The sequence below is a fragment of the Nonomuraea sp. B1E8 genome, assembly GCF_039871515.1.
Classification (GTDB): Bacteria; Actinomycetota; Actinomycetes; order Streptosporangiales; family Streptosporangiaceae; genus Nonomuraea.
The window spans coordinates 131,116-147,477 of the sequence record NZ_JBDPLS010000013.1; the positions used below are offsets into that span (position 1 = coordinate 131,116).

Annotated in this window: 17 protein-coding genes; 11 read left to right on the top strand and 6 right to left on the bottom strand. The window is 68.9% G+C overall.

Features of this window, described 5'->3' with window-relative positions:
- Positions 1-6 precede the first annotated feature (6 nt).
- The 4 genes from pdhA to ABGA98_RS35365 are packed head-to-tail and all read left to right on the top strand — an operon-like array spanning position 7 to position 3,669.
- On the top strand, positions 7-1,032 hold the full coding sequence (pdhA, locus tag ABGA98_RS35350; RefSeq protein WP_347622776.1) for a pyruvate dehydrogenase (acetyl-transferring) E1 component subunit alpha: 1,026 nt from the start codon (positions 7-9) through the stop codon (positions 1,030-1,032).
- Positions 1,029-2,006: a pyruvate dehydrogenase complex E1 component subunit beta gene (locus tag ABGA98_RS35355; RefSeq protein ID WP_347622777.1), complete on the top strand. Its 978-nt coding sequence runs from the start codon at positions 1,029-1,031 to the stop codon at positions 2,004-2,006. The genes pdhA and ABGA98_RS35355 overlap by 4 nt, the downstream gene beginning before the upstream one ends.
- Positions 2,003-3,421: a dihydrolipoamide acetyltransferase family protein gene (locus tag ABGA98_RS35360; RefSeq protein ID WP_347622778.1), complete on the top strand. Its 1,419-nt coding sequence runs from the start codon at positions 2,003-2,005 to the stop codon at positions 3,419-3,421. The genes ABGA98_RS35355 and ABGA98_RS35360 overlap by 4 nt, the downstream gene beginning before the upstream one ends.
- Positions 3,418-3,669, top strand: a complete 252-nt coding sequence (locus ABGA98_RS35365) for a hypothetical protein (RefSeq protein WP_347622779.1) — start codon at positions 3,418-3,420, stop codon at positions 3,667-3,669. Before ABGA98_RS35360 ends, ABGA98_RS35365 begins: the two co-directional genes overlap by 4 nt.
- Positions 3,670-3,677: 8 nt before the next feature.
- On the opposite strand, the gene acsA is transcribed toward ABGA98_RS35365, so the two are convergent.
- Both acsA and ABGA98_RS35375 read right to left on the bottom strand, forming a co-directional pair.
- A complete protein-coding gene (gene acsA, locus ABGA98_RS35370) occupies positions 3,678-5,618 on the bottom strand; it encodes an acetate--CoA ligase (RefSeq protein WP_347622780.1) in 1,941 nt (646 codons plus the stop codon).
- On the bottom strand, positions 5,542-5,754 hold the full coding sequence (locus ABGA98_RS35375; RefSeq protein WP_347622781.1) for a DUF1918 domain-containing protein: 213 nt from the start codon (positions 5,752-5,754) through the stop codon (positions 5,542-5,544). Before ABGA98_RS35375 ends, acsA begins: the two co-directional genes overlap by 77 nt.
- A 360-nt stretch (positions 5,755-6,114) precedes the next feature.
- Between ABGA98_RS35375 and ABGA98_RS35380 the strand changes: the two genes are divergently transcribed.
- A complete protein-coding gene (locus ABGA98_RS35380; RefSeq protein ID WP_347622782.1) occupies positions 6,115-6,549 on the top strand; it encodes a CBS domain-containing protein in 435 nt (144 codons plus the stop codon).
- Positions 6,550-6,695: 146 nt separating this feature from the next.
- On the opposite strand, the gene ABGA98_RS35385 is transcribed toward ABGA98_RS35380, so the two are convergent.
- Positions 6,696-7,901 carry an FAD-dependent oxidoreductase gene (locus tag ABGA98_RS35385; protein ID WP_347622783.1) on the bottom strand — a complete coding sequence of 402 codons (1,206 nt, stop codon included), beginning with the start codon at positions 7,899-7,901 and terminating at the stop codon, positions 6,696-6,698.
- Positions 7,902-7,951: 50 nt separating this feature from the next.
- Positions 7,952-8,803, bottom strand: a complete 852-nt coding sequence (locus ABGA98_RS35390; protein ID WP_347622784.1) for an SDR family NAD(P)-dependent oxidoreductase — start codon at positions 8,801-8,803, stop codon at positions 7,952-7,954.
- A gap of 244 nt (positions 8,804-9,047) precedes the next feature.
- Here ABGA98_RS35390 and ABGA98_RS35395 point away from each other — a divergent pair, with 244 nt between their 5' ends.
- Positions 9,048-9,989 (top strand): RNA polymerase sigma-70 factor, encoded by a 942-nt coding sequence (locus ABGA98_RS35395; RefSeq protein ID WP_347622785.1) that lies wholly within the window; start codon positions 9,048-9,050, stop codon positions 9,987-9,989.
- 155 nt (positions 9,990-10,144) lie between these two features.
- Positions 10,145-10,972, top strand: coding sequence for a hypothetical protein (locus tag ABGA98_RS35400; protein WP_347622786.1), 828 nt, complete (start codon positions 10,145-10,147; stop codon positions 10,970-10,972).
- Positions 10,973-11,061: 89 nt separating this feature from the next.
- Here ABGA98_RS35400 and ABGA98_RS35405 read toward each other — a convergent pair whose 3' ends face one another.
- Both ABGA98_RS35405 and ABGA98_RS35410 read right to left on the bottom strand, forming a co-directional pair.
- A complete protein-coding gene (locus ABGA98_RS35405; RefSeq protein ID WP_347622787.1) occupies positions 11,062-12,297 on the bottom strand; it encodes an epoxide hydrolase in 1,236 nt (411 codons plus the stop codon).
- 119 nt (positions 12,298-12,416) lie between these two features.
- Positions 12,417-13,010, bottom strand: coding sequence for a DUF1707 domain-containing protein (locus ABGA98_RS35410; RefSeq protein ID WP_347622788.1), 594 nt, complete (start codon positions 13,008-13,010; stop codon positions 12,417-12,419).
- 254 nt (positions 13,011-13,264) lie between these two features.
- On the opposite strand from ABGA98_RS35410, the gene ABGA98_RS35415 reads away from it, so the two are divergent.
- The 4 genes from ABGA98_RS35415 to ABGA98_RS35430 all read left to right on the top strand — a co-directional run bounded on the left by ABGA98_RS35415 (position 13,265) and on the right by ABGA98_RS35430 (position 16,338).
- Positions 13,265-13,693, top strand: coding sequence for an Rrf2 family transcriptional regulator (locus tag ABGA98_RS35415; RefSeq protein WP_347622789.1), 429 nt, complete (start codon positions 13,265-13,267; stop codon positions 13,691-13,693).
- A gap of 81 nt (positions 13,694-13,774) precedes the next feature.
- Positions 13,775-14,512: an NIPSNAP family protein gene (locus ABGA98_RS35420; protein WP_347622790.1), complete on the top strand. Its 738-nt coding sequence runs from the start codon at positions 13,775-13,777 to the stop codon at positions 14,510-14,512.
- Between the two features lie 96 nt (positions 14,513-14,608).
- Positions 14,609-15,469 (top strand): alpha/beta hydrolase, encoded by an 861-nt coding sequence (locus tag ABGA98_RS35425; protein ID WP_347622791.1) that lies wholly within the window; start codon positions 14,609-14,611, stop codon positions 15,467-15,469.
- Positions 15,469-16,338 (top strand): MerR family transcriptional regulator, encoded by an 870-nt coding sequence (locus ABGA98_RS35430; RefSeq protein ID WP_347622792.1) that lies wholly within the window; start codon positions 15,469-15,471, stop codon positions 16,336-16,338. The genes ABGA98_RS35425 and ABGA98_RS35430 overlap by 1 nt, the downstream gene beginning before the upstream one ends.
- Positions 16,339-16,362: the final 24 nt, after the last annotated feature.

Below are 16,362 nucleotides of genomic sequence, written 5' to 3' on the forward strand. Positions count from 1 at the left end.
AGGCTCATGACACGCAGAGACAGAGCGCGGACCACCCTGCATCGCGAGTTGCTGCACCAGATGCTGCGCATCCGCCGGTTCGAAGAGCGCTGCGTCGAGCTGTACAGCAGCGAGAAGATCCGCGGGTTCATGCACCTGTACATCGGGGAGGAGGCTGTGGCGGCCGGGGTGTGCCAGGCGCTCGCCCCGGGGGACGCGGTCGTGTCGACCTACCGGGAGCACGGCCACGCGCTCGTCCGCGGGGTGCCGGCCACGGCGATCATGGCCGAGATGTACGGCAAGGCCGCCGGCTGCAGCCGGGGCCGAGGTGGTTCCATGCACATCTTCGATGCCGCCCGAGGTTTCTACGGCGGCAATGCGATCGTCGGCGGCGGCCTTCCACTCGCGGTCGGGCTCGCCCTCGCCGACACGTTCTTGGGGCGCAACCGGGTGACCGCGTGCTTCTTCGGCGACGGCGCCGTGGCCGAAGGCGAGTTCCACGAGTGCGTCAACCTCGCCGCGCTCTGGCGGCTGCCCGTGCTGTTCGTCTGCGAGAACAACCTGTACGCGATGGGCACCGCGCTGGCGAAATCTCATGCGGAGACCGATCTGGCGCTCCGGGCGGCAGGCTATGACGTCGCGGCGTGGCCGGTGGACGGCATGGACGTCCTGGCTGTCGCCGATGCGGCGGGCAGGGCCACCGAGTCGATCCGGGCCGGGGCCGGGCCGCACTTCCTGGAACTGCGCACCTACCGGTTCCGCGCGCACTCGATGTACGACCCCGAGCGCTATCGCGACAAGGCCGAAGTCGAGCAGTGGAAGCAACGCGACCCGATCGACGCCCTCATCACGCGGATGAAGGCAGCACGAGAGTTCACCGGCGACGATCTCGCCGTGCTGGAGAAGGACGTGGCCGAAGAGATCGATCAAGCGGTCGCCTTCGCCGAGCAGGCGCCGCTCGAACCGGTGGAGGATCTCACCACGTTCGTCTACAGCCCGAGGCCGCCGGCGAGCGGCCTGATGCCCGCCAGGCCGGGGAAGGCGGCGTCGTGACTGAGGCCACGACCACGTATCGCGAGGCCATGAGGGAGGCGATCCGCGAGGCGATGCGCCACGACGAGCGCGTCTTCCTCATGGGAGAGGACGTCGGAGCCTACGGCGGCTGCTTCGCGGTCAGCCTGGGCCTGCTGGAGGAGTTCGGCCCGGAACGCATCCGCGACACCCCGCTGTCGGAGGCGGCGTTCGTGGGCGCCGGGATCGGGGCGGCGATGGGCGGCATGCGCCCGATCGTGGAGATCATGACGGTCAACTTCAGCCTGCTGGCCCTTGACCAGATTCTCAACAACGCCGCGACGCTCCTGCACATGTCCGGGGGCCAGCTCAGTGTTCCGCTGGTGATCCGGATGACCACCGGGGCCGGCAGGCAGCTCGCCGCCCAGCATTCGCACAGCCTGGAAGGCTGGTACGCGCACATCCCCGGGCTGAGGATCCTGGCGCCCGCGACGCTGGAGGACGCCCGCGGCATGCTCTGGCCGGCTCTGCAGGACCCCGACCCCGTCCTGATCTTCGAGCACGGCTCGCTGTACAACGTGTCGGGGGTCCTGCGTCCCGGCCCTGTCGACATCGTCCGCGCCGCGCAACGGCGCTCTGGCGAGCACGTCACGTTGATCGGTTATGGCGGCACCGTGGCGAAGGTGCTGTCGGCCGCCGACGAACTGGCCGCCGACGACATCGAGGCGGACGTGATCGACCTGCGTGTTCTGCGCCCTCTCGACGACGCCACGCTCATGGAGTCGGTCAGCCGGACGCACCGGGTCGTCATCGTGGACGAAGGCTGGCGCTCGGGCAGCCTGTCGGCCGAGATCGGAACGCGCATCGTCGAGCAGGCCTTCTACGAGCTGGACGCGCCGATCGCGCGGGTGTGCACCGCCGAGGTTCCCATCCCCTATGCCCGTCACCTGGAAGAAGCCGCCATTCCCCAGGTGCCCGCGATCGTCACGGCGGCGCGAGGGGTGCTCGCCTCATGACGGGCGAACCATCGGAGTTCCGGATGCCCTCGCTCGGCGCCGACATGGAGTCCGGTACCGTCACCGAGTGGCTGGTCCAGCCCGGAGACCAGGTCCGCAAAGGCGACATCATCGCGGTCATCGACACCGACAAGGCCCTGATCGAGGTCGAGTCGTTCCACACCGGGATGGTGGACAGCCTGCTGGTGGGCGCCGGCGAGCGCGTCCCGGTCGGCACGCCTCTCGCCCGGATCACCGGCGCCGAGGCCGCGGCGGGGCCCCGCGCCCCGGCTCGACAACCGCCGCCCGCCCGGGCCGAGCCGCGGGCACCGGCTCCGGAAGGCCCACCCGCGCTGGCGGGGAAAGAGCGGCCGCGACCAGAACCGGCGCCGGCCACCGGAGCACCGAAGCCCGGCCCCGCGCCCCCGCCCCCCGTCACCTCACCCATCGTGCGGCACCTCGCCGAGCAGCGCGGGCTGGACCTGGCGGCGGTGCACGGCACCGGCCCGGGCGGGCGGGTGACCCGCGCGGACGTCGAGCACGCCGAACGCCGGGTGAAGGCCTCACCGCTGGCCCGAAAGCTGGCCAGGGAACTCGGCTTGAACCTCACCGAAGTCCACGGCACAGGACTCGCGGGGGCGATCCGTGCCGCTGACGTCCGGGCAACCGCGGCACGCGGGGCCGCGCCGCAGGAGGCCGTAGGGCCAAGCACGGCCCAGCCGGCGGCACCCACGCGCGAGCCCGCCGCGGGAGAGCCCGACGTGGAACTCCGCCGAGATGCGATGCGCCGGGCGATCGCGCGGGCGATGGCCAAGTCGAAACGGGAGATCCCGCACTACTACCTGAGCACGACCGTCGACCTGAACGCCGCGCTCACGTGGCTGCGCGAGCGCAACAGGGATCTGCCGGTTTCTCAGCGGATGCTCCCCGTCGCGCTGCTCCTCAAAGCAGCCGCCCGAGCCGCCAGGCAGGTCCCGGAGCTCAACGGCTTCTGGATCGACGACGCCTTCGTGCCGGGCGACGGAGTACACGTGGGGGTGGCGATCTCGCTCAAGGGCGGCGGCCTGATCGCGCCCGCCCTGCACGACGTCGCCGAACGCGACCTCGGCGACGTCATGGCCGCTCTGCGGGACCTGGTCGCCCGGTCGCGCGCCGGGCGGCTGCGGGGAGCGGAGATGACCGAGGCGACCGTGACCGTCACCGATCTGGGAGACCTGGGGGTGGAGTCGGTCAACGGCGTGATCTACCCGCCGCAAGTGGCACTCGTCGGCTTCGGCAAGATCCTCGAACGTCCCTGGGCTGTCGATGGCCTGCTCGGTGTCCGGCCCGTGGTCACCGTCACGCTCGCCGCCGATCATCGCGCCACCGACGGCTTCACCGGTGCCCGGTTCCTCACCGCCGTCGAACGGCTGCTCAACCGTCCGGAGGAACTGTGACGCCGCAGCAGGCACGAGAGCTGGTCGAGCGCGCGCTGGTCCAGGTCGCGCCGGATGCCGACCTGGCGGCGCTACCGCCGGACGCCGACTTCCGTGACATCCTCGAACTGGACTCGCTGGACTTCCTCGGTTTCGTGGAGACGTTGAGCGACATCAGCGGCTACCGCATCGAGGAAGACGACTACCCCGCCTTCTCCAGCGTGGTCGGCGGGGCCCGGTTCCTGGCCGCTCACGCCGGGACGGAATGAGCATGCGCTCACGGGACAGGGCGTTCCAAGGTCGAGGTATCGCCCTCGGGCATGCCCAGCTCGCGAGCTTTGAGCAGGCGGCGCATGACCTTGCCACTACGGGTGTGCGGCAGATTCTGGTCGAAAGCGATCTCCTTGGGGGCGACCGCGCCCAAACGGCGACGGGCGAAAGCGATCAGCTCCAGCCGGAGCGCATCGGCCGGCTCGTAGCCGGCATTGAGGGCCACGAAGGCCTTCACCAGCTCGCCCGCCACCGGGTCGGGCTTGCCTATCACACCCGCCTCGGCGACCGCGGGATGTTCCATCAGCGCCGACTCGACCTCGAACGGCCCGATGAGGTGGCCGGCAGACTTGATCACATCGTCTGCCCGTGCGACGAACCAGAAATATCCATCCTCATCCTTGCGGGCGATGTCGCCTGACAGGTACCAGCCTCCGGCGAACGCTTCGGCGTATCGCTCCGGATGCCCCAGATAGCCGCGGAACATCGAGGGCCAGCCAGGCCGCAGGGCGAGTTCCCCTTCGACCTCAGGGTCCGCGATCACCCGTACGTGGCCGTTGACGACGCGAGCGCGGCCGTCCTCGCCGCGTTCGAGCAACGCCGCTTCGATTCCGGGTACGGGTCGCCCCATGGAGCCTGGTTTGATGTCCATCGCCGCATAGTTGCTGATCATGATGGCGCCGGTCTCGGTCTGCCACCAGTTGTCGTGGACCGGCTGGCCGAGCGCCCGCGCGCCCCAGACCGTCACCTCGGGGTTGAGCGGCTCCCCCACGCTGGCGATGAACCGCAGCCTGGACAGGTCGTATTCGCGGGGCAGAGCATCGCCATGGCGCATGAGCATCCGCAACGCCGTCGGCGAGGTGTACCACACGGTCACGTGCTGGTCCTGCAGCGTGCGATACCAGCGCCGCGCGTCGAACTCGCCTGCGTCGACCACCAGGGTGAGCCCGAAGGTGAGGGGCGCGATGACGCCGTACGACATCCCGGTGACCCAGCCGGGGTCGGCAGTGCACCAGAAGACGTCCGACGGACGCAGGTCAAGGGCGTACATCGCGGTCATACGGTGGGCCACCAGGGCGTCGTGCACGTGAATCGCGCCCTTCGGCGTTCCGGTGGTGCCGCTGGTGAAGTGGAGCAGCGCCATGTCCTCGGGGTCTGTGGGCGGGATCTCGAACTGGCCGCTCGCCTCTGCCATGAGCGCGCTCAGGAGCAGGGTGCCTTCAGGGGCGGGGCCATCACCCGTGACCAGCACCTGCTTCAGGCCAGGCAGCGACTCGCGAATGACGGCGATCTTCCGCGTGTACAGCTCCGGGGTGGTCACGAGCACCCGCCCCTCCCCAAGGTGTAGCCGCTCACCGATCGGCTCGGGGCCGAAGGCGGAGAACAGCGGAGAGAGCACGCTGAGGTTCTTCAGCGTCCCCAAAACCGTGACATACAGCTCAGGCACCCGGCCGAGCAGCGTGAACACCCGGTCCCCTTTTCCGACCTCCAAACCCCGCAGCACGTTGGCGAAGCGGTTCGTCGCGTCATGCAGATCCCGGTAGGTCAGTTCGGTCACCCGGCCGTCCCTGCCGATGCACCGCAGCGCCACGTGGTCACACCGGGGCCCATCGAGGTGACGGTCAACGGCCTCGTATGCCATGTTCAGCACGTAGCCGCCGGGCGGGCCGTGGAAGAACGCTTCCCGAGCCGCGTGCCAGGAGAACTGACGATATTCAGCCTCATAGTCGATCAGGTTGGGCGTGACGGCCTGACCCCCGATCTTACGGATGGAATCCCACGTCATCACAGGCTCCGTCTCGACCGCGTCGGGTGATCCGCCCTCGTCGTAACCGTGGCCCGAAAGAGCCTGGGCCTTTCGTGCTAATCGGTCATGGTCTTTGCGACCCGCTTTCGAGGTGCTCGACGTGGGCGTCCGGGCCCGGATAGACGAGCGTCTCGTGCTCATGCTCGTTCTCGATCCAGCGGACGACGTAGGGCGGCGTTCCGTCGCTGTGATGCAGGGCGACGATGATGCCGACGCGGCGTGGCTCGCCTTGGTGGGCGCCTTGAACCACGAGCCGGTCTCCGACTGCTGCTCTCATCGCTGTTCCTTTCCGGTTCAGGGCCCGCTGGTCCCGGCTGGCACGTTCGGTCGTCATCGGGGTCGAGCGGTCGGCGAGTCGTTGGTGAGGACGGTCATGGTGATACCCCTGATCAAACCGTCCTTTTAGCCCTTATTCATGACACTTCTTCCCATCTAGAGCATCTGTGCGCCTGTGCCCGGAATTACTACCTGCTGCTCGGACCGGTCGCCCAGGCGGTGCCCTGCGGAGCTTGACGCCCCCGCTGGGCCGGCTGAGGGAGGATCTTTACGCACTTCGGCAGAGAAACCCTCAACACTTCGGCGAGCAAGGGGGTACGAGCAGGAGAGAGCGCTTCACGCCGCGTTCGGGAGGCGAGCGATGGACATGAAGGAAACCGGGAGAAGAGCCCGGGACGTGATGCATGAGGGAGTCCAGTGCATCGGCGAACACGAGAGTCTGCGCATCGCCTCGCAGATGATGTGCGATCTCGGTGTCGGTGCACTGCCCATCTGCGGGGACGACGACCGGCTCAAGGGGATCATCACAGACCGGGACATCGTGGTCCTGTGCTGTGCCCATGGCAAGGACATCGACCAGACCACCGCGGGGGAACTGGCTCGTGGACTGGTGTGGGTGGACGCCGATGCCGATCTGGAGGAGGCGTTGTTCAAGATGGAGCAGCACCACATCAAGCGCCTGCCGGTTCTCGAGGGCCACCGCCTTGCCGGCATCATCAGCGAGGCCGATCTCGCCAAAGAACTCCCGGACAGCAAGCTCGCCGAGTTCGTTCACCGCGTCTACGCCCTCGACTGACACCCCTCGCCTCCACTGGCGGGAGGGGTGTCAGGCCCATCGCCCGCCGGCTGTGCGCGCAGGAACAACGCAAGCGCCGGCCACGGCACCGCCAGCGGACGCTCCAGGAACAGCCCTTGGTACCGGACGGTCCCGATCGTGAGGGCCTAGGCGGTTACGCGACCCACTTTGACGGACGCCTCCGGTACGGCGGTCAGGCGGTTCCTGCGCCTGGGCAGGCCGAAGGTCGGGTGCGAGGTGGCCCACAGCGCCATCGTGAGGATGCCCGACTTGATCCGCGCGGCCTTCATGCCGCCCTTGTACGTCGGCTTCGCCTGCCCTTCGTCGTCGATCGTCTGCAGGATTCCGTCCCGCCGCCCGAGGCTGATGTGGTTGTAGGTGTAGATCAGCTTGGTGTGGGGGATCTTGCGGCCGGTCAGGCGCCCCACGATCGCCTCGATGGCCTGCCGGCTGGTGTAGCCGGCCGATGCGCAGGACATCGGCAGCGGCCGGCCGTTGTCGCCGATGGCGTGGACACTGTCGCCGATGGCGTAGACGTTCGGGTGCGAGACCGACCGCATGGTGCGATCGACGACGATCTGACCGTTCTCGGTGACCTCCAGCCCGCCGTCGGCGGCGATGGCGTTGACCGCGAACCCGGCCGTCCACACGGTCGCGTCGGAGGCCAGGGCGGTGCCGTCGGCGCACAGCACCCGCGTCGCTTCTACGGCTTCGACGCTGGTGTGCTCCATGATGGTGACGCCCAGCCGGTCGCAGGCCCGGCGCAGGTGACTGCGGGCTCCGGCGGAGAGCCGGGCGCCCAGCTGCCTGCGGGCGATGAGCGCCACCGACAGGTCCGGCCGGGACTCGGCGATCTCGGTGGCGGTCTCGATGCCGGTCAACCCGTCGCCGACGACCACCACGCTCCCGCCTTCACCCCGCCTGCCCAGGCTGTCCAGGCGCTCGCGCAGGCGCAGCGCCGAAGGCCGGGCGGCCATGTCGAAGGCGTGCTCGGCCACGCCGGGGACCCTTTCGACGTCACCATGGCTGCCGAGCGCGTAGACAAGTGTGTCGTAGCCGAGTTCGCCGCCACCGTCGGCGTCAGCCACAGCGACGACCTGGCGCCCGGGGTCGACGGCGGTGACACGGGCCAGGCGCAGCCGTATCCCCGTGCCCGCGAAGACGTCCGCGAGCTTCGGAGCCTCGATCTCCTGACCGGCCACCAATTGGGGCATCCGCATTCGCTGGACGAAGTCCGGCACAGCGTTGACCACGGTGATCTTGGTGTCCGCCGGGGACAGGCGGCGGGCCAGGATCCCGGCCGCGTAGGCCCCGGCGTAGCCGGCGCCGAGGACGACGATGCGATGCTTCATGTGTTGCTCCTGTCGGTTCGCTTGCTTGTGGTGAGATTGCTCGGCCCTGGTCACTGATCTTTTTGATCGCGGTTGCCGTGGGCCTGCGCCGAGAGGTCCTGCCAGTCGGCCCAGGTCTTGAGCCGGTCGGCGTAGACCTGCTGGAGCATCGGGTAGAAGCCCTGCCCGAACAGCACCCGCAGCGGCGGCTGGTCGGAGTCGACGATCGTGAGGAGTGCCTGTGCCGCGGCGGCCGGGTCGCCGGCGGGCTGCTTGCCCGCGAACGCGGCGAGCCGCTGGCGGAGGCCGTCGTAGATCGGGTCGGTCTCGGCCAGGTGGCCGTTGGCGAGGGGGTCCGGGTTCTTGCCGTCCCTGGTGGCGAAGCCGCCGGGCTCGACCACGGTCACCTTGATGCCGAACTCGGCGACCTCCTGGGCGAGGGATTCGTTCAGCGCTTCCAGAGCCCACTTGGAGGCGCTGTAGGCGCCGCTGAGCGGCATCGCCATGAGCCCGGCGGCCGAGGACAGCTGGATGATGTGCCCCGAGCCCTGCTCGCGCAGGTAGGGCAGTGCGGCCTGGACCACCCACAGCGCGCCGAACAGGTTGGTCTCCAGCTGGTCGCGCAGGTGCTGCTCGGTCAGCTCCTCGACCGCGCCGACCTGGGCGTAGCCGGCGTTGTTCACGATGACGTCGAGACGGCCGAAGTGCTCGGCGGCTCGCTTCACGGACTCGAAGACGGCGGCCTTGTCCGTCACGTCCAGCTCCAGCGGGAGCACCGCCTTGCCGTGGGCGGCGACCAGCTCGTCCAGGCTTGCGGTGTTGCGGGCGGCCGCGGCCACCTTGTCACCGCGCGACAGCGCGGCCTCGACGAACTTACGGCCGAGGCCTCGGGACGAACCGGTCACGAACCAGACCTTGCTCATGATGTCTTTCCGATCTTTCTGAGGTGGCGGTTTGCGCGGTCACCACGCAACTGGGCCAAGGTGATCGCCCAGGGAGTTGCGTGCCGCGCGCCGCATCCTGACGACCATGCGGCGTTCGCCCCCCGACCTTTGTGACAGTGCGGTCACGTGACGTGTGTCACCGATCGCAGGTGTCACACAGCGGCAAGCGCCGGCGCCTTGTGCATAGAGCAGGAATCGCGGGTGAGCAGGCGAGGAGCCAGGTATGGACGAGCGCAGGGATGCGGTGACGGGCGCGGCCGAGCCGGTGGCTGGTGGTGGCCGGATGGGTCCGGCGACCGAGGTGTTCCTGGCCCACCGCAATCTGCTGTTCACCGTCGCCTACGAGATGCTCGGCTCGGCGGCCGACGCCGAGGACGCGTTGCAGGAGACCTGGTTGCGGTGGGTCAGGGTCGACCTTGGGCAGGTGTCCGACCAGCGCGCCTACCTGGTGCGGGTCGTCACCCGGCGCTCGCTGGACCGGCTGCGCACCATGAGGCGCCTGAAGGAGGACTACGTCGGCTCCTGGTTGCCTGAGCCGCTGCTCACCGCGCCGGACGTCGCCGAGGACGTCGAACTCGCCGAGAGCGTGTCGATGGCGCTGATGCTTGTCATGGAGACGCTGTCGCCGACCGAGCGGGCCGTCTTCGTGCTGCGCGAGGTCTTCGGCATCGGCTACGAGGAGATCGCGGCCGCCGTCGGCAAGACGCCGGTGACCGTACGCCAGATCGCGCACCGGGCCCGCCGGCACGTCGATGCCCGGCGGCCTCGCGAGGTGGTCTCCCCGAACCAGACCCGGGCGGCTCTGGAGTCGTTCCAGCGCGCGTTGGAAACCAGGGACCTGCAGGGCCTGCTCGACGTGCTCGCCCCTGAGGTCGTTCTGGTGAGCGACGGCGGCGGCGTCAAGCAGGCCGCGCCGCAGCCGATCACCGGCGCCGACAAGGTGGCCCGAATGATCGTCAGCGGCCTCGGCAAGGCCCGGATCGCGCTCACCAGCGAGCCCACCGTGGTCAACGGCAACCCGGCACTCCTCCTGCGCGTGGACGACGAGATCGACGGCGTCATCGCGGTCCGGGTCGAGGACGCCCGCATCACCGGCCTCTACTACGTCCGCAACCCGCAGAAGCTGACCCGCATCGCATCCGAGACCCCACTCACCCTGCGATGAGCATCAACGACGAGCCAGCCCGCGACCTCGAAGCGGCCCGGACCAGACGGGCGGTGCGTCTTGATGTGCCAGCCCATGGACTATGAAGTCCGCCTTCACACGGCGAGTGCGATGATCGCGGCAAACCTTCCAGGCCGCTGGCGCGTCACTGGTGTATGAAGAGATCGCGGCTGACCGTCATCGCGGTGCTCGCGTCGTTGTGCGCCTGCGGCCAGTCTGGTGCTGATCCGGCACCCACCGTAGCCGGGACCGAGACGATCGTGTTGCCGCGGGCCGATCAGCCCAAAGCGCATCGGCCCACCTTGGAGCGACTCAAACGAGAGGCGGCGTCGTCGGGCCGGCCCCTGGAGGAGGTCATCAAGCGGTACGCGGCCCGGGTGGCTGCTACCTCGTCGCCCAAGCCGACGGACTTCGACGGTTACGACCCCGCGGTGACCGACCCGGACGTGGCGATCGACGGCATTCCCTACGCCGAACTGGTCGACCTGGCGGCCATCGCCAGATCGGAGGGCATCTCCTACGAGGAGGCCATCGACCGCTTCGGCTCACAGTCGTCCAACAGCCGGATGATCGACAAACTGAACGCGGAGTTCCCTGACGAGATCTCCGGCGTCAGATACGTCGACGACCACCGAGGGCTGCGCGTCGGTTTCAAAGGCCCCATCCCGACTCGCGCGATCGAGTTGGCCAGGACCCTCCCCATGGAGGTCACCCTGATCGGCGGCAAGGGATTCTCGGCCTCGGAGCTCCGGCGGGCCCAGGACACGGTCGTCTCCTGGCTCCGATCCCGTCCTGAGGTGGCCACGACGATGGCGCACCCAGATGACGATACCGGCCAGGTCAAGGTCACGGTTCAGCCGAAGGTGATGCCGGACGATGCCGAGGAGTTCAAGCGTGGGCTGCAGCTCCCGCTGCTGGACAATCCGCACATCACCGTCGAAGTCACGCTCTCCGCCGAATCGATCGTCGTTCGGCCGCAGTGAGGACCGCCTCGGCAACCAGCCCGCTGGACTGTAGGCGCAGAATCGGCATCTTCGTCCTGGCCCGCGGGGACGTCGGCGGCGGCGGTCGTTCAGGGCCTGCGGTCGTGGAAAGTGCGGCGCAGGTCGTTCACCCAGGCGTCGGGGTTCTCCCAGGGAATGAAGTGGCCGCCGTGGTCGTGGGCGTTGACGTTGACGTGGTTGAACCAGTCGCCCTGCGGGCCGGCCTTGAACGCCTGGACACGCTCGGCGGCGGTGTGGATGCCGGGCGGGTTCTCGTACGTGACGAAGGTGAGGCCGACCGGGGCCTGCACGACCGGGGTGCGGTCGTGGGCGGGGGCCCAGGGGTAGCGGTTGGCGTTGGCGTAGTAGCGCATCGACGTGGCGATGGAGTTGTTCACCCAGTAGATCGTGGCGTGGGTGAGCAGGTCGTCCTTGGTGAAGACGGATTCGACGTCGCCGCCGTTGTCGCTCCAGGCGTTCCAGCGCTCCAGCAGCCAGGCGAGCAGTCCGGCGGGTGAGTCGCTCAGCCCGTGGGCCAGGGTGGCGCCGTCGAGCATGTGCACGGCGAGATGGCACGCCGAGCGGTGGTCCAGCTCGATGATCCGGGCGCGGATATCGGCGGGCTGGTCGTCGGTGAGTGGCCGATTCCGGGCGAAGTCCCAGGCACGGGGGCCGGTGAAGAAGTCGAGCGGCAGCCCGGAGCCGATGTGGATGCCGTACAGCTCGTCGGCGTACTTGTGGCCGAGCTGGCTGGAGACGATCCCGCCGATGTCGCAGCCTCCGGCGGCGTACTTCTCGTACCCGAGGGTCTCGGTCATCAGGGTGTGCCAGAGGTCGGAGACCTTCCAGAAGTTGACGTCCGGAAAGCCGGTGAGCGGGCCGGGGAAACCGAAGCCGGGCAGAGACGGCACGATGACGTCGAAGGCGTCGGCGGGGTCACCGCCGTACGCGGCCGGGTCGGCGAGCGGGTCGATCACCTTCGACCAGTGCCAGAACGTCCACGGCCAGCCGTGGGTGAGGATCAACGGGATCGGACGGGGGCCGCGGCCCGGCCTGCGCATGAAGTGCACGGGAACACCGTCGACGCCGACCTCGTAGTGCTCGTAGACGTTGATGGCGGCCTCGGCCGTGCGCCAGTCGTAGCCGTCCCGCCAGTAGGCGACCAGCTCACGGAGATAGGCGTCGGGGACGCCGTAGGACCAGTCCGCGTTCCCCTCGTCCAGCGGCGGACGGGTCGATGTGAGGCGGGCGCGCAGGTCGTCGAGGACCTCGTCGGGCACGTGGATCGGAACGGGCTTCAAGGGGAAGGCGTGCGAGGTGCTCATCGCGTGGTTCCTTACTGGGGTGTGCCGTCGGACTGCTGGGCGCCGGCCGGTGTCCTGGTCTGCTTCGCGACGTGGTCGGCCACCTCGTCCGAAACTCCGCTCCCCCGCGCCCGGGTTGCTCAACGCTCCTGTTTGCGCCGCTGTACGCGGCGTTCCCAGCTGTTCGGGTGGCGGATGACCACGCCGGCGGCGCCGCCGTCGCCGGTGAGCCGGATCCGCGGCGTTCCGGGCAGGCGCTCGGATGTGGTCTTGTCCTTGAAGCCGCCGAGGCCCTGGTCCATCTCCGAGGTGTCCGCCACCCATCCGTCGGGGATGATGATCGTGACACCGCCCATCTGCCCGTGCGCCTCTATCGCGATCTCCGGCAGCCGGCATTCGGTCTGGGTGAAGTCGAGCTTGACGTTGCCCATGCCGCCGTACACGGTGATCTGCGCAGGTACCCGCCAGCGCCCCGTACGCGCCGCGCCGTTCATGCCTCCCTTGAGGACGAGCGGCTCCGCCGGAACCTCCTGCGGCAGATCCGCGGTGAGAGGCGCGAGGTCGGCGTACGTCTTGGCGTTGAGTGCCCGATCCAGCCGGGCTTCCAGCTCACTGAAGTCGATGCGCCCTTCGGCGGCAGCCGTGTTCAACCGTTCCACCACCGCTTCTCGCTCGTCATGTGAGACGCGCAGCTGATGAGGGCGGAAGGGAGCCGGCTGCTGGTTCTCGCCCATGGGTGTTCGCTTTCGGATAGGGGTGATGTCCCGGGGATCCCTGAGGAGGTCACCACCATACACCCCCATAATGCTGGTCATGAGGGGCGCTCGGTGATCATGACCTGGCCTGCGGACCGGCCGTGACGGTCTACGGTGGGCACCTCGCGCACCGCCGGAACCGACCGGGATCCGGATGAACGAGCACACGATCGCCCCGAGGGCTTGACCGCGAGCATGGATGTAACGAAAGCTATTACACCAAGGAGGTGGCGATGGGGGCCAACAGCCGATTGACCGTCGCGACGCACGCGCTGACGTGGCTGGCGTTGGCGCATCGCCGTGGCCATGAGGTTCTCACCTCGGACCAGATCGCCGCCAGCGTCAACACCAACCCCGTGATCATCCGGCGCAGCCTGGGTGACCTGCGGCGGGCCGGCCTGGTGGAGGTGCTCCACGGTGCCGGCGCGGGCTGGCGTCTCGCCCGCGCGCCGGAGGAGATCACCCTGCTCGAGGTGCTTGACGCCGTCGACGTGGAGCAGCCGTTCGGCCTGCACCGCACCGAGCCCAATCTGGAGTGCCCCGTCGGCCGTGGCATCCGGCCCGCCCTGAGCAAGGTCTACGGCCGGGCCGAGCGGGCCATGCGCCAGGAGCTGGCCGACACGTCGATCGCCGACGTGCTGCGCGAGACGCTGGTGGGCTAGCCGATCCATGCGATCGCCAGGCGGTCGCCACACCCCTGGTTGTAACACAAGTTGTTCCAGTCATTCAGGAGGAGAACGTAGATGGAGACCCCACGGTGTCCCATTGTCGAGCTGCGCCAGTACACGCTGCACCCCGGCCGGCGGGACGTACTGATCGATCTGTTCGACCGGGACTTCGTCGAGCCCCAAGAGGCGGCAGGCATGACCGTCCTGGGGCAGTTCCGCGACTTGGAGGTCCCTGACCGGTTCGTCTGGCTCCGCGGCTTCGAGGACATGCCGCGTCGCGCCGAGGCACTGGAGAGCTTCTACTCCGGGCCGATCTGGCGGGCACGCAGAGACGAGGCGAACGCGACGATGATCGACTCCGACGACGTCCTGTTACTGCGGCCGGCCTCGCCGGCGGGCGGCTTCCCGGCGCCGATGGGGAGCAGGCCGGCCCCCGGCGAGCCGGCTGCGGCGCCGTCATCACTCGTCGTCGCCACGATCTGGTACGGCCGCGCCCCGTTCGACGCCGCGTTCGTCGAGTTCTTCGAGCGGTGCGTGCGACCCGTACTGGCCGAAACCGGCGGCGAGCCGCTGGCGTACCTGCGGTCGGAACACTCCCCGAACACCTTCCCCGCCCTGCCGGTGCGGACGAATGAGGAGGTCTTCGTGTGGTTCGCGCGGTTCACCGGCCAGAGCCACTTCCACGATCACCTTGATCGCTTGCAGCGTTCAGCGCGCTGGCACGAGGACGTGCTGCCACCCCTCGGGCAACGGCTGGCCAGGCCCTCGCAACGGCTGCGGCTGGCGCCCACCGAACGGTCACTGCTGCGTTGAGTTCCTCCCAGAGGCCGGAGGTTCTCCCGTCGCGCGCCGCTTGACCATGACGCAGGGTCAGGCTCTCAACATGGTGGCATCACCACGGAAACCCGTGTGATCGAGGCCGCCGGACCGCGCACGGCGTACGGCGAGCACGACGTGATGGAGAGAGGAGATAAGACGATGCGGCACTTCACGATCGAGCACGACAGCGTCACGATCCCGGTGTCCCGGGACGGTCAGGGGCGAACACTGGTCCTGTGCCCCGGGCTAAACTCGACGCAGGCGGACCTGAGCGAGCTGGCCGGGCTGCTGCGGCGCGACCACGACGTGGTGACCTTCGACCTGCGGGGCCATGGCCTTGCCTCGGCCGCCGACCGCTACTCCTTCGAGGACTTCCTCAGCGATCTCGTCGCGGTGATGGCGGAGCTGGGGAACATGGGCCTGCCTGCGGCGCCCGTGCTGGTGGGCTACTCGTTGGGCGCCGATGTGGCCGTGCACTATGCGTCCGAGCATCCTGACACCATCGCCGGGCTCGTGCTCATCGACGGGGCGAACCCGGTGCCCGAACCGTTCATCACGGAGGCCGTCCTGCCGGAGTTCCGTGCCATGTGGGAGGATCTGGCGATGCGGCAGGAGGCCGAGCGGGGCACTGCGCGTCAGGTGCTGCTCACCGCCCAGGAGATTCTCGACCTGAACCTCGAGATCGAGGTGGTCCGGTCCGAGATCCTCGACCGGTACAGCAAGATCGACCGGCCCATCAGCATGATCATGTCCACCTCGATGGCCGGCGACGGCGAAGGGCAGGCGTCCCGGTTCAACCAGAACTGGCGTGCTGGCGTCGAGCGGCTTGTCCGCGAGCAGCCGCACATCGCCACCACCTGGCTCGACGCCGGCCACGGGCTGGTCTTCACCCATGCCCGGGACATCGCCGAGATCATCCGCAGAGCACCAGGACCGGGAAAACGGGGCTGATGCTGACCATCGGTGAGCTGGCGTCGTACGCCGGAGTGACGGTGCGCGCGGTGCGGCACTACCACGCCAAGGGCCTGCTGCCGGAGCCCGGGCGGGACCGCTCCGGCTACCGCAGATACGACGCCGGCGCCGTGGTCGAGCTGATCAGAATCCGGACCCTCGCCGAGGCAGGGGTTCCGCTGGCGCGGGTACGGGAGCTGCTGCGGGCCGGCGAGGAAGAGTTCGCCGCGGCGATCGCGGACATCGACAGGCGGCTGCGGACGGAGATCCGGGAAAAACAGCGGCACCGCGAGCGCATCGCCCGGCTCGCCGCCGGGGACAGCCTGGCGCTGCCCTCGGAGGTGGTCGAGTATCTCGACCGGCTGCGGGCGCTCGGAGTCGACGAGCGGATCGTCCAAGCTGAGCGTGACGGTTGGATCCCGCTGGCCGCACTCTCACCCGCGCGAGTTCCGGAGTGGATGGCGCGCAAGCGGGAGCAGATCGATGACCCGCTGGTCGTCGGCTTCTACCTCACCCTGAGCGAGGCTCTCGACCGGACCGATGACGACCCGCGGCTGGCCGAGCTGGCCGACGAGCTGGCCGCCTACATCACGCGCATGGCCGACGAGCGGGGCGAGGACTATGTCGATGACACCGATATCGATTCACCGCTCGTCACGCTGATGGACACGCTGGCGTTCGCTACGGTGCCGCCGGCTCGTCGGCTGATCGAGCTGCTGAAGAAGCGCGGCTGGACGGGCTGGACCAAGCTCGAGCGCGTGCGCGCCCCGGTCGAGAACGCACCGCGCCGCCGCCGACCCGGCGACGCCGTGTCCGGCGTCGCCGGGTCGCTGCCTTGCCCGGAACGGCGGCCACCTCATCGGCCCTGAACGGGAATCCCGGGTGTGACGTGC

What these genes read in the sequence shown, in the direction of transcription:
- pdhA (WP_347622776.1), top strand. Translation starts at nt 7, where the DNA reads ATGACACGCAGAGACAGAGCGCGGACCACCCTGCATCGCGAGTTGCTG.
- ABGA98_RS35360 (WP_347622778.1), top strand. Translation starts at nt 2,003, where the DNA reads ATGACGGGCGAACCATCGGAGTTCCGGATGCCCTCGCTCGGCGCCGAC.
- acsA (WP_347622780.1), bottom strand. Translation starts at nt 5,618, where the DNA reads ATGAGCACGAGACGCTCGTCTATCCGGGCCCGGACGCCCACGTCGAGC.
- ABGA98_RS35375 (WP_347622781.1), bottom strand. Translation starts at nt 5,754, where the DNA reads ATGAGAGCAGCAGTCGGAGACCGGCTCGTGGTTCAAGGCGCCCACCAA.
- ABGA98_RS35380 (WP_347622782.1), top strand. Translation starts at nt 6,115, where the DNA reads ATGGACATGAAGGAAACCGGGAGAAGAGCCCGGGACGTGATGCATGAG.
- ABGA98_RS35385 (WP_347622783.1), bottom strand. Translation starts at nt 7,901, where the DNA reads ATGAAGCATCGCATCGTCGTCCTCGGCGCCGGCTACGCCGGGGCCTAC.
- ABGA98_RS35390 (WP_347622784.1), bottom strand. Translation starts at nt 8,803, where the DNA reads ATGAGCAAGGTCTGGTTCGTGACCGGTTCGTCCCGAGGCCTCGGCCGT.
- ABGA98_RS35395 (WP_347622785.1), top strand. Translation starts at nt 9,048, where the DNA reads ATGGACGAGCGCAGGGATGCGGTGACGGGCGCGGCCGAGCCGGTGGCT.
- ABGA98_RS35400 (WP_347622786.1), top strand. Translation starts at nt 10,145, where the DNA reads ATGAAGAGATCGCGGCTGACCGTCATCGCGGTGCTCGCGTCGTTGTGC.
- ABGA98_RS35405 (WP_347622787.1), bottom strand. Translation starts at nt 12,297, where the DNA reads ATGAGCACCTCGCACGCCTTCCCCTTGAAGCCCGTTCCGATCCACGTG.
- ABGA98_RS35410 (WP_347622788.1), bottom strand. Translation starts at nt 13,010, where the DNA reads ATGGGCGAGAACCAGCAGCCGGCTCCCTTCCGCCCTCATCAGCTGCGC.
- ABGA98_RS35415 (WP_347622789.1), top strand. Translation starts at nt 13,265, where the DNA reads ATGGGGGCCAACAGCCGATTGACCGTCGCGACGCACGCGCTGACGTGG.
- ABGA98_RS35420 (WP_347622790.1), top strand. Translation starts at nt 13,775, where the DNA reads ATGGAGACCCCACGGTGTCCCATTGTCGAGCTGCGCCAGTACACGCTG.
- ABGA98_RS35430 (WP_347622792.1), top strand. Translation starts at nt 15,469, where the DNA reads ATGCTGACCATCGGTGAGCTGGCGTCGTACGCCGGAGTGACGGTGCGC.